The sequence below is a fragment of the Kaistia sp. 32K genome, from assembly GCF_016629525.1.
Taxonomy (GTDB): Bacteria; Pseudomonadota; Alphaproteobacteria; order Rhizobiales; family Kaistiaceae; genus Kaistia.
Map to the genome: position 1 here is coordinate 4,177,331 of NZ_AP024269.1, position 12,450 is coordinate 4,189,780.

Here is a 12,450-nt window from a genome sequence, read left to right on the forward strand (position 1 = left end):
GAAACGATCACGGCATTGCCGACCATTTTTCAGATGATAATTGCGAATAGACGCATTATTCGGAGAAATATTCGAATAATTAGAATTATCTGCAATGCTCGCACTTTAAACCGATATCCCCTGTTCCGGCTGGATGTACGCACGAGCGCTGCCAACACGCCGTACGCCTTCGCTTGATCCCAGTAGCAGTTGATGCGCGTGTATGATGATTGACAATAAATTATCATACTTATTATGGTGTAGCCTTACAGCTACGCGGTTCGACTGGGAGGATTGAATGGGCGTTAGTGCAAGCGGCAACTATTGGGTGCTCGAAAGTGGCCATGCCGCCTATGCGATGGGCGTCGAGCCTGGCGGCGTGTTGGTGCACACCTATTGGGGGCGCCGGCTTCCGCGCCTTGCCGACTATCCGGCGGCCGCGCGCGCCAGATATTTCTCCGCCGATCATGAGCTTCAGCTGACGCCGCAGGAAGTCACGACCGGCGAAGCCAGCGCTTCGGACGAACGCACGCTGGATGCGACGATTGCGGGCGGCCATTTGCGCGGACTGGTGCTGCGGTTTGAGTCCGCTGACGTTGGCGACGATACGCTGGCTGTCACCCTGCGGGATGCCGATCTAAATCTGCGCGTTGTGCTCACATACGGCACCCTGGACCAGCATGGCCTGTTCACGCGGTCGCTTGCCGTGATCAATGATGGCGGGCGCGAAGTGCAGCTCACGCGGGCATTTACCGGTGCGTTCAACTTACCGGCTGGTGGCGAATTTGCGCTGAATCATCTGAGCGGGCGCTGGGGCGATGAGTTCCGCATGCACCGTGATCCCATGGGTTTTGGCACGATCCAGCGCGACAGCCGTCGGGTCATCACGTCGCATGGCGGCGTGCCTTACTTCGCCGTGGACCGCAACGAGCCTGGTCTCGCCGCAAGCGAGGAGGCCGGAGAAGTGTGGTTCGGCACGCTGCAGTGGAGTGGCAACTGGCGACTGATTGCCGAGCGGACACGCGATGATCGCGGCATCATCCATCTGGGCCTGAACGACCATGATTTCGCCTGGGACCTTCAGCCCGGCGAGACCTTCGAGGCGCCTCGCGTGGTCTATGGATATTCGAGTGAGGGCTTTGGGGCGATGAGCCGCGCCTATCACGATCTCATCCGCCGGAACCTGTCGCCACGCCCCAACTTCGTGCCGCCCGTCGTCTACAACTCCTGGTACGCAACGCTGTTCGACGTTGACCAGGAGGGGCAGACGGCGCTCGCCGAGAAGGCCAGCAAGATGGGCGTCGAGCTTTTTGTCATGGATGACGGCTGGTTCCACGGCCGGAATACAGACAAGGCAGGCCTTGGTGACTGGTGGCCTGACGAGACCAAGTTTCCCAAGGGTCTTGCGCCACTGATCGATGCGGTCAAGTCGCACGGCATGCAGTTCGGTCTTTGGATCGAGCCAGAGATGGTCAATCCGGATTCGGATCTCTACCGGGCGCATCCCGACTGGGTGTTGCATTACGAGGGGCGCGAGCGCTCGCTGATGCGGAACCAGTTGATCCTTAATTTAGGTCGCGTCGACGTCCAGGATTACCTGATCGATATCTTCGATCGCCTGCTGACCGAGAATTCGATCGACTTCATCAAGTGGGATATGAACCGCTCGGCGAGCGAGGCCGGTTGGCCAACTCACGAGCGGGACGCCCGTGAAATCTGGGTGCGCTATGTCGAAGGGCTGTATCGCGTTTGGGTCGAATTGCGCGCCCGTCATCCGGACGTGATCTGGGAAAACTGCTGCAGCGGTGGTGGTCGTGTCGATCTCGGCATGATGGCGCTGACCGAGCAGAGCTGGACGAGCGACAATACCGTTCCCGCTGCGCGCTTGCTGATCCAGGAGGGCTACAGCCAGCTGTTCCCCGCCAACACAATGGCCGGCTGGGCGACGGACGAAGAGCGTCGCGAATATCCGCTCGACTTCCGTTTCCATGTCAGCATGGCAGGCGCGCTGGGCGTCGGCGGCAATCTGCTCGACTGGAGCGATGAAGAGTGTTCCGTGGCGGCAGGTCACGTGGCGCGTTTCAAGGAAATCAGGCACCTCGTTGCCGGCGGCGATCTCTATCGTCTGCGTTCAGCCCATCGGCATGCGGTCAGTGCATTCGCATATGTCGCACGCGACAAGTCCGAGGCCGTCTTGTTCGTCTTCCGTGTTCACAGCGCGCGGCTCGGAGCCAATCCAACGATCCGAATTGCCGGCCTCGATCCGGAAGCTCTCTACGCGGTCGAGGGGTCGGATGTCGTCCGGTCCGGCCGTGCCTGGGCCGAGATCGGCCTGATCTCGCCGATCAAGAATCTCCAAAGCCAGATTTTGCGGTTCACCCGCGTCTGAATAAGTCAGACATATTCGAATAAATAGAGATTATATATCGGATATATAGCAACATCCGTCGCGGCACCTTGAGGAGGGTCCGCGACTTCACATGGGAGGAAACTATGGCCGCAAGGTCGGGGGGCAATCGAGCTTTCAGGGCTCTTTTATTTACTGCGGCGCTGCTGGCATCTACAGCAGCCTCTGCCCAAGAATATCGTCAGGCGCCTGGGCTGGATAGCGTGGCGGGCTTGCCGCCCATCGCCGAGCGCCTGCCATCGGATCCACTGGTCGTGCCGCCCGTTGAGAGCATCGGTCAATATGGCGGCACCCTGCGCAACATCTCTCGAGATGAACTCGACTGGCTGCGCCAGTTGATCATGGTCGAGCCGTTCGCTCGCTTTGAACGAGACGTTTCGGGTGTACGCCCGAACGTGCTGAAAGGCTGGACCTGGAACGATGCCTATACCGAAGTCACAATGAACTTTCGCAAGGGCATGAAGTGGTCAGACGGCGAGCCGTTCACCGCCGATGATTTCATGTTCTTCTGGAACGATCTGGTTTTGGACGAGTCCATCCCCGTTGGCCTGCCATCCGGCACCGTGGTCAACGAGGTGCCGATGACGGTCGACAAGATCGACGACTATACTGTCAAGCTGACGTTCGCTGCGCCGAACCCGCTATTCATGGAACTGGCTTCGCGTGGCCACTACAACAGCGCGCAATGGCTGGTTCCGGCGCACTATCTCAAGCAATTCCACCCGAAATATGCCGAGGTGAAAGACACGACCGCGCTGATGGCGCGCTACAACGCGACCTCGCGACTGCAGCAGGTCGGCATGCCGACACTGGCGGGCTGGGTCGTGACCGAATATACCCCCGGCCAGCGCATCGTGGCTCAGCGCAATCCTTACTATTGGAAAGTGGATCCCGACGGGCAGCAGTTGCCCTACATCGACACGATCGACACCGCCATCGCCACGCCGGATAGCGCGCGCCAGGCGGTTCTGCTCAAGGGCATGGCTGGCCAATTGGACTTCCAGGCTCGCGAATTCAACCTCTCCGACGTCTCCTTGCTCATGGAGAACCAGGAGTCGGGCGACTACACCATCAAGATGTGGAGCCGTGGCGACTTTGCGTGGCCCTGGCTGATGATCACCTATGATCACAAGGATCAGGGCATCGTCGATCTGTTCTACGAGCAGAAATTCCGCATCGCGCTGTCGCAGGCGATGGACCGCAACAAATACAATGACGTGGTGTCGTTCGGTCTGGCGAAGCCGCGCCAGTTCTCGATGAGCCCGGAGAGCCCCGAGTTCCGTACGCCCGAAGGCCAGGAACTCTATGAACAATGGTCCAGCTCCTACGTCGAGCATGATCCGGAACTCGCCAAGAAGCTGCTGGACGAACTGGGCGTCGTCGACAAGGACGGCGACGGCCGGCGGGATCGCCCCGATGGCAGCAAACTGCAGCTGATCGTCGATATGCCCGCATCCGATCCGCAGACCGTCGCGGTGATGGATCTGGTCAAGGAAGACTGGGACGCGATCGGCATCGATACGATCCTCAATCCGATCGACAACAGCGCGCTGACAACTCGTGCCGAAAGCGGCGCGATGATGATGCGAGCCTGGCCGAGCGCGGCAGGCTGGGGGCTGATGTCCGCACCGACCGTCTGGGCGCCGGTCGAAGCCCGCGAATGGTCGATGGGCGGCATCAGCATCTCGCGCCATTTCCAGAGCGGCGGGACGGAAGGCACTGCGCCCCGCAAAGGCTCTATGCTCGAGAAGTTGCAGGAGGCCTACGCTTTGGCCTCCAAGCAGGTCGATCCCGCGGCACGCGACGCGGCGCTGCTCGATGCCTATCGCATCTACCTGGAAGATGGTCCGATCACTCTCGGCACCATCGGTGAGCACCCGAGCCCCGTGCTGGTGTCCAACAAACTGCATAATGTGCCCGACACCGGCATGATCGGTAGCCACGACTTCGGCTTCCCGGCGACGGCGGACCCAGAGCAGTTCTACTTCAGCAAGTAACACCCTCCTCGCCGGTGCCGACAATATCAGGCACCGGCGCTCCTTCAGGGATGGCTACGATGCCCATATACATTGCCAAGCGCCTGCTCATCATGGTGCCGACCTTGCTGATGATCATGGCCGTTGGCTTTATCATCATGAAACTTCCGGCGAGCGATTTCGTCAGCCAGTACGTTATGCGCCAGGCGGCGCAGGGCAATACGGGCATGGTCGCGCAACAGGATATGCTGCGCGAGCAGTTCGGTCTCAACCGTCCGCTCTATGACCAGTTCTTCACTTGGGTGACCAATTTCTTCCGCGGTGATCTGGGTATTTCGTTCGCGGACCTTCGTCCGGTCAGCACCATCATCATGGAACGCCTGCCTGCCACGCTCGCCGTGTCGGCCATGGCTTTCGTCCTGTCCTGGGGTATCGGAATTCCGCTCGGCGTCTATTCAGCAACGCATCAATATTCGGCTGGCGACATCGGGCTAACAGCTTTCGCCTTCATCGGCATTGGCCTGCCCGACTTCCTCCTGGCGCTGGTCTTCCTGGTCCTGGCTTTTCTTGCCACCGGCGAGGTGCTGCTGGGGCTGAACTCCATCCAATATGCCAATCAGCCGTTCTCGCTGGCAAAGGCGCTGGATTTTCTGTCCCACGCCTGGCTCAGTGTGACGGCCGTGGCGTTCACAGGCACGGCCGTCATCATGCGCGTGACCCGCAACAACATGCTCGAGGAGCTCGGCAAGCCCTATGTCATGACGCTGCGAGCCAAGGGGCTGCCAGAGAAAGTGGTGATCTGGAAGCATGTGTTCCGCAATGCGCTTCACCCGCTCGTGACGCTCTTCGGCCAAGTGCTCAGCTTCCTGATCAACGGCTTCGCCATCACTTCGATCGTGCTGAATTTACCTACCCTGCAGACCACTTACCTGCAGGCAACCCTCCAGCAGGACATGTACCTCGCGGGCGCCATTCTGGTGCTCATCGCCGTCACCGTGACGGTGGGCAATCTCATCTCTGACGTGATGCTGGCCTGGCTGGACCCGAGGGTGCGCTATGACTGATATCGCAGCAGACGCAAGCCCTGCCGCAAGCACTGCGGGGGTCGAGCGCACAAAGGTGTTGTCGGTTCGGCAGCTGACCTGGCGCAAATTCCTGCGCAACAGACTTGCCGTTGTCGGATTGATCGTCCTCGCCATCATGTATCTGATGGCGTTGCTTGCGGGGTTCATCGCCCCTTATGGCGATCGTGAGACGCACGGCCAGTTCGCCCGACAGGCGCCGCATGGTCTCCATTTCTTCGACGAGACAGGTACGTTTCACCCGGTACCATTCGTCTATGGCCTCAAGCGCACGCTCGATCCCAAGTCGTTCAAACAGGTCACGACGATCGTGCCGGAGCAGAAGTATCCGCTGCGGCTTTTCGTGAAGGGCCAGCCCTATACGATCCTTGGCCTGTTCCGCAGCGATATTCATCTGTTCGGCGTCGAAGCCCCTGGCAAGTTGTTCCTGCTTGGCACCGACACCAAAGGGCGCGATGTGTTCAGTCGCATTCTCTATGGGGCCCAGGTCTCGCTGACCGTCGGGCTTGTCGGAGTCGCCTTGTCGCTGGTGATCGGCGTGGGCATGGGTCTGATCACCGGCTATTTCGGGGGATGGTTTGACGGGTTGGTGCAGCGCGTCATCGAGATGACCATGGCGTTTCCGCAGATTCCGCTATGGCTGGCCCTCGCGGCGCTCATCCCGCCGACCTGGAGTTCCGCCCAAGTCTATTTCGCGATTTCCATCGTGCTGTCAGTCTTAACTTGGGGGAGTCTCGCCCGCCAAGTGCGCGCGATGGTGCTGTCGCTCAAAACCTCGGATTTCGTCAGGGCTGCGCGATATTCCAACGCCTCCACGGCCCGCATCATGATCCGTCACCTGCTGCCGTCTACGATGAGCCATGTGCTGGTTATCGCCACGCTCACCATTCCGTCCATGATCCTCGGCGAAACCGCGCTGAGCTTTCTGGGGCTTGGCATCAAGCCGCCGATGACGAGCTGGGGTCTGCTGCTCAATGAGGCACAGAGCGTTCAGGTGATCATCGAACTGCCGTGGCTGTTGACCCCGGCGATCTTCGTGGTGCTCACCATCATCTCCTTCAATTTCGTTGGCGACGGCATGCGCGATGCGGCCGATCCCTTCTCTCGATGACGGGGGACCCGATATGACGCAACCATTGATCGAAATCGAAGCGCTCGTCGCGGAGTTCCGGACCGAAGGCGGCGTCGTGCGCGCCGTCAATGGCATCGACTTCTCCATTCCCAAGGGCGGTTCCGTCGCCGTCCTCGGCGAGAGCGGCTGCGGCAAATCCGTTACCGGCCAGTGCCTGCTCAATCTGGTGCGCAAGCCCGGCTACATAGCCGGCGGCAGCATACGCTACTACGGCGGCGACAAGCCGGTGGACATCACAAAGCTCAAGCCGACTTCGGAGGCTATGCGCAGACTGCGTGGTCCAGAGATCGCGATGATCTTTCAGGAGCCGATGACCTCGTTCGACCCACTGTTCACGGTGGGCGAGCAGATCATCGAGATGCTTCTGGCGCATCAGCGGTTTCCGAACCGGCGCGCGGCCCGTGAGCATGCCGTCGAGATGCTGCGCAAGGTACGGTTGCCAAGCCCGGAAATTGTCGTTGATCGGTATCCGCACCAGCTTTCCGGCGGTATGCGGCAGCGTGTGATGATCGCGCTGGCTCTCAGCTGTGGCCCTAAATTGCTGATTGCTGACGAGCCGACGACAGCACTCGATGTGACCACTGAAAGCCAGATTCTCGACCTCCTGCGTCAGCTGCAGGGTGAGATGGACATGGCCATGATGTTCATCACGCACGACCTGGCCGTGGCGTCGGAAATCGCCGATGAAGTGGTCGTGATGTATCTCGGATATATCGTCGAGCGCGGCCCGGTGGCCGAGGTTCTGAGCGTGCCGCAGCATCCCTATACGCAGGCCTTGCTCGACTCGATACCCAAGCTGACCGATAGCGCCTCGACCCGGCTCAATGCCATTCAGGGCATGGTGCCGACGCCGGACCAGATGCCGTCCGGCTGCCCGTTTCATACACGGTGCAGAAAGTTCATGGCGGGCCTTTGCGACCAGAAGCTGCCCGAGTTGTATGAGAGCCGCATGGGCCATGTGGCCCGGTGCTTCCTTGCTGATCCCCATTTTGCAGGAGCGGCCGCATGACCGCACTTCTCGAAGTTCGCGGCGTAAGGAAGTCGTTCCCGCTATCCAGCGGCCTATTTGGCAAAACGACCGGCGAGGTCCGGGCGCTGGATGATGTCTCGTTCGTCGTTCCGGCGGGATCGACCGTCGGCCTGGTCGGGGAAAGCGGCTGTGGCAAGTCCACAATGGGCCACACCATCATGGGGGGGCTGGAAGCCGATGGTGGCGAGATCATCTTCAATGACCCAGAACTAGGGCGGGTCGATCTCGTGAAAGCCGACAAGCATGTTCGGCGCAAGACGCGTCTCAACATGCAGATGATCTTTCAGGATCCGAACTCGTCGCTGAACCCACGCATGACGCTGCTTGATCTGATCGGCGAACCGCTGCTCATCAATCGGGTGCTCAAAGGCAGGGCGCTGGAAGATCGCGTGGCCCAGCTCCTGCAACAGGTGGGACTGTCGACGCGCTATATGCGGCGCTATCCGCACGCGCTGTCCGGCGGCCAGAGGCAGCGCGTGGTGATTGCGCGCGCCTTGGCGCTTAACCCTCGACTGGTGGTCGCCGACGAGCCGATTTCCGCGCTCGACGTGTCCATTCAGGCGCAGACACTGAACTTGATGAAGGATCTGCAGGCGGAAAGGCAGTTGACCTATCTGTTTGTGGCGCACGACCTCGGTGTGGTCAAACACTTCACCGACACCACCGTCGTCATGTATCTCGGCCGGGTGCTAGAAGCAGGCCCTACCCAGGTCATGTTTCAGCGTCCGCTGCATCCGTATTCGGAAGCGCTGATTGCCAGCGTGCCGCGCATCGGCGCACATAAGGGTGGCACCAAGCGCGCGGCCGGCGAAGTGCCCAGCGCAGCCAATCCCCCATCGGGTTGCCATTTCCATCCGCGTTGCCCCTATGCGCGGGATATCTGCCGCGCCGTCGTGCCGGAATTGCGCAGTGTCTCTGGCGATCGCAGCGTTCGCTGTCACTTTGCCGACGAACTGAGCTTGCACGGTATCGATAGCCTCGGACCGCCTGTCCCAAGCAGCAACTGAACTTACGGCCGGTGCGATTGCGCTGCAGATGTGCTAGGCATTCTGCGCCCAACCTGGGATGCATCCATGTCCGTGAATACTGACAAACCTGACGGCGAACCCGCACACAGACCGGCTTCCTTTGTTCGAGAGCGAGTTATGGGTGAACTCGGGCGACGGATATTATCGGGCAATTACAAGCAGAATGGGGCTCTACCGACAGAGGCCGAGCTTTGTAAAGAGTTTGGTGTCAGCCGTACGCCGATGCGGGAAGCTATCAAGATGTTGGCCGCAAAAGGGCTGATCGTGTCCCGACAGCGTGCCGGCACCCGTGTCCAGGAATCTTCGAATTGGAACCACCTGGATCCGGACGTCATCAAATGGATGAACGGCATCGACATCGATCCTGACTTCGTCCGCGGCCTGATCGAGGCTCGTCAAGCCATCGAGCCGGCTGCCGCACGTCTCGCTGCCATGCGCGCCACATCGAAAGACCTCGCAATGATCGAGGTGGCCTACGAAGCAATGTGCGCCGCACCGACCTCCGATCTAGCGGCCTGCGCCGATGCCGACGTGGCCTTCCATGCTTCGATCCTTCGCGCTAGCCACAATCCGATCTTCGCCGGCTTGGTTAGCTTGATTGGGCAGTCGCTCGCCAATTCGTTCCGCCTGACAACCTCTGTCTCTCAAAGTTATGTCACGACGCTTGCCGCTCATGGCGACGTGTTTGAAGCTATTCGCCTCCGCCAGCCGGAGATCGCCAGCGAACGCATGCGTGCCCTGATCGAGATAGCGTCCTCTGACTTTGTGCGCCACTCAGCCGTGGGCGCTGCGAAGTCTTGATGTTCATCCGCAACGACTGCGGCACGGATTTGGGTTGACCGCCCCCTTCGCGTCCGTCGTAATGCCTTGCTCGTCGAAGATGTAAGCGACGAACTCATCCAAGGCCGATCGCGGTCGAATGCGGCCCTCGGTTCGTGTTTATCCTTCAACGGGCGCGCAGATCGTCAGGCACCTTGTCCGTGGTCTGATCGATCCAGCTTTTTGGGCCTTCGAAGTGCTGGTGTCCCGGAAGGGATTCGAACCCCTGACCTACGGTTTAGGAAACCGTTGCTCTATCCTGCTGAGCTACCGGGACATCGGCCGTGGTGACGGCGCGGCCCGGATGGCGTTGCCGGCCGGGCTGGATGCTTATCCTCCGATTGGCCCTCCACTTTCAAGAGCATTCGGCACGAATCTGGTGATGGCGCCGTGGTGCAACACGGCGCGGCAAACTGCTCTTGCCCACAGGAAGGAAGCCCGGTCGCCCTGTTTCCAACACGCTTGCGTGATGCCACCATGCCGGCATGAAGACCGCGACGGGTCGCATGCCCTGCCCTGCCCTGATCCCGACCGTGGCGCGACGGACGGGCCGGGCCGGCTGCGGTTCGATGCTTGGCGTGCTGATGATGATCGGAGCGGTGATGACGGGTTCCCTGGCGCAAGGCGAGACCGCGAAACCCGGCCATAGCGAGCGCATGGCTGGCGAGCGGATGGCCGGGAAGAACGAATGCCACCTCGTCGACGGCGAGGCGGGGATCGTCACGCATGTCATCGATGGCGACACGCTGGTGCTCGACAACACGCTCGAAGTCCGCCTCGTCGGCATGCAGGCGCCGAAACTGCCGCTCGGCCGCCCCGGCTTCGTCGCCTGGCCGCTCTCCTCCGAGGCGAAGGCGAAGCTGGAGACGCTGGCGCTCGGCAACGCGGCACAGCTGCGCTATGGCGGCACGCGGCGCGACCGCTACAACCGGGCGCTCGCCCATGTCACCATCCTGCCGGAGGACGGCGAGCCGATCTGGATCCAGCAGGCCATGCTCGCCGAGGGGCTCGCCCGCGTCTATTCCTTCGCCGACAATCGCCAATGTGTCGGGGCTTTGTTGAATGTTGAACGGGAAGCCCGCAATTCGGGGCTTGGCCTCTGGCGCGATCCATACTACGCCATCCGCCCTGCGGCCGATCCCGCTCTTGCAACCCGTCACGATGTATATGATCTGGTTGAGGGAAGCGTGATTTCGGTCGGCGAGCGCGGTCCGATCGCCTATCTGGATTTCGGGCGCGACTGGTCGACGGATTTCACGGCGGTGCTGACCACGGAGGCGATCACCGCCTTCGCGGAAGCAGGCATCGCCGTGGAGACGCTGCGGGGGCAACGGGTCAGACTAAGGGGCTGGATCGAAAGGCACGGCGGACCGAGCATGCGGGTGACGCATCCCGAACAGCTCGAACTGCTGGACCAATGGTGAAGAATGACGGCATTCGGTGCCCATCTGGATAGGGAGCGCAAGAGCTCCCGCGGCGCGCTGCGCTGGAAGGCGGCGATCCTCACGGCGAGCCTGCTGCTCGCCGGCTGCACGACCGTGCTCGAGCAGACCTACGGGCCGCCGCAGACGACGGCCGGCGCCGCGACGCCGCCTCCGGTCGATCCCGAGCAGGCGCGCATCGGCGCGCAGGAACATCCGCGCATCGTCGCGAGCTTCGGCGGCATCTATCATGACGACAAGCTGGAGAAGACGCTGGCCCGCATCGTCGGCCGCATCGTCGCCGCCTCCGACGATCCGTCGCAGTCCTACCGGATCACCATTCTCAATACGCCCACGGTCAACGCCTTCGCGCTGCCGGGCGGCTATCTCTATGTGACGCGCGGCCTGCTGGCGCTCGCCAATGATTCCTCCGAAGTCGCCGCCGTCATCGCGCACGAGATGGGGCATGTCACCGCCAATCACGCCATGCAGCGCCAGAACAAGGCGCGCGCCGCGATGATCGTCAGCCGCGTCGTCACCGACGTGCTGCAGGATGGCGACGCCGGACAGCTGGCGCTCGCCTCCAGCCAGCGCACGCTTGCCGCCTTCTCGCAGCAGCAGGAGCTGGAGGCCGATGCGATCGGCGTGCGCACCATCGGCAAGGCCGGCTACGACCCGTTCGCGGCCGCCCGCTTCCTCGACCTGATGGGCCGGTTCGCCGCCTACAAGTCGGCCGGCAGCGTCCAGGACAAGCGGCCCGATTTCCTCGCCTCGCATCCGGCGACGCCGCAGCGCGTCGATTTCGCCATCCGCGCCGCGCGCCAGTTCGGCGCGCCCGGCATCGGCGAGGTCGACCGCGAGCGCTACCTGCAGGGCATCGACGGCATGCTCTATGGCGACGACCGCTCGCAGGGCTTCGTCCGCGGCAAGAATTTCTACCATCCGACGCTGGGCGTCGGCTTCGCCGTGCCGAGCGGCTTCGTCCTCGACAACACGGCCGACGCGGTGCTGGCGACGGCGCCCGACGGCACGGCGCTGCGCTTCGACGGCGCCAATCTGCCGACCGGCACGGCGCTGCCGGACTACATCGCGTCCGGCTGGGTGAACGGGCTCGACCGGAACTCGATCCAGAGCTTCACGGTCAACGGGCTGGAAGCGGCTTCCGCGCGCGCCGAGGCCAAGGGCTGGGTCTTCCGCATCGCCGTCATCCGGGTCGGGCCGAACGCCACCTATCGCTTCATCTTCGCCAATGAGAGCGACACGCCGGGCCTCGCCCAGGCGGCGACCGAAACGGTGCAAAGCTTCCGCAAGCTGTCGCCGCAGGAAGCAGCCGCTCTGAAGCCGCTGCGGGTAAAACTGGTCACCGTCCGCCCCGGCGACACAGTCGACAGCCTCGCCCGCCGCATGAACGGCGTCGATCGTCCGACCGACCTCTTCCGCGTCCTGAACGATCTGAAGGACGGCGCGCCGCTGAAGCCGGGCGACACGCTCAAGATCATCAGCGACTGATTGGCGGGCCTGCGAGAGGCCAGCCGAAACATCCAGGCCATAAAAAAGGGCGCCAGAGGCGCCCTTT

9 protein-coding genes and 1 tRNA gene are annotated in these 12,450 nt (G+C 61.8%); 9 read left to right on the forward strand and 1 reads right to left on the reverse strand.

Features of this window, described 5'->3' with window-relative positions; translation table 11 throughout:
* The first annotated feature begins 277 nt into the window (after positions 1–277).
* The 7 genes from K32_RS19325 (at position 278) to K32_RS19355 (ending at position 9,435) form a co-directional block, all read left to right on the forward strand.
* Positions 278–2,368 (forward strand): alpha-galactosidase, encoded by a 2,091-nt coding sequence (locus tag K32_RS19325; RefSeq protein WP_201401069.1) that lies wholly within the window; start codon positions 278–280, stop codon positions 2,366–2,368.
* A 104-nt stretch (positions 2,369–2,472) separates the two neighbouring features.
* Positions 2,473–4,383, forward strand: coding sequence for an ABC transporter substrate-binding protein (locus K32_RS19330; protein WP_201401070.1), 1,911 nt, complete (start codon positions 2,473–2,475; stop codon positions 4,381–4,383).
* Positions 4,384–4,442: 59 nt separating this feature from the next.
* On the forward strand, positions 4,443–5,426 hold the full coding sequence (locus K32_RS19335; RefSeq protein WP_201401071.1) for an ABC transporter permease: 984 nt from the start codon (positions 4,443–4,445) through the stop codon (positions 5,424–5,426).
* Positions 5,419–6,555 (forward strand): ABC transporter permease, encoded by a 1,137-nt coding sequence (locus K32_RS19340; RefSeq protein WP_201401072.1) that lies wholly within the window; start codon positions 5,419–5,421, stop codon positions 6,553–6,555. Before K32_RS19335 ends, K32_RS19340 begins: the two co-directional genes overlap by 8 nt.
* 13 nt (positions 6,556–6,568) lie before the next feature.
* Entirely contained in the window at positions 6,569–7,585 is a 1,017-nt protein-coding gene (locus tag K32_RS19345; RefSeq protein WP_201401073.1) for an ABC transporter ATP-binding protein, read from the forward strand.
* Entirely contained in the window at positions 7,582–8,613 is a 1,032-nt protein-coding gene (locus tag K32_RS19350) for an ABC transporter ATP-binding protein (RefSeq protein WP_201401074.1), read from the forward strand. Before K32_RS19345 ends, K32_RS19350 begins: the two co-directional genes overlap by 4 nt.
* 66 nt (positions 8,614–8,679) lie before the next feature.
* On the forward strand, positions 8,680–9,435 hold the full coding sequence (locus tag K32_RS19355; protein WP_201401075.1) for a FadR/GntR family transcriptional regulator: 756 nt from the start codon (positions 8,680–8,682) through the stop codon (positions 9,433–9,435).
* A gap of 218 nt (positions 9,436–9,653) precedes the next feature.
* On the opposite strand, the gene K32_RS19360 is transcribed toward K32_RS19355, so the two are convergent.
* A tRNA-Arg gene (locus tag K32_RS19360) sits at positions 9,654–9,730 on the reverse strand.
* 208 nt (positions 9,731–9,938) lie between these two features.
* On the opposite strand from K32_RS19360, the gene K32_RS19365 reads away from it, so the two are divergent.
* Together K32_RS19365 and K32_RS19370 are read left to right on the forward strand one after the other, a co-directional pair.
* Entirely contained in the window at positions 9,939–10,877 is a 939-nt protein-coding gene (locus K32_RS19365; RefSeq protein WP_244669624.1) for a thermonuclease family protein, read from the forward strand.
* 3 nt (positions 10,878–10,880) lie between these two features.
* Positions 10,881–12,383 carry a M48 family metalloprotease gene (locus K32_RS19370; RefSeq protein WP_201401076.1) on the forward strand — a complete coding sequence of 501 codons (1,503 nt, stop codon included), beginning with the start codon at positions 10,881–10,883 and terminating at the stop codon, positions 12,381–12,383.
* Positions 12,384–12,450 lie beyond the last annotated feature (67 nt).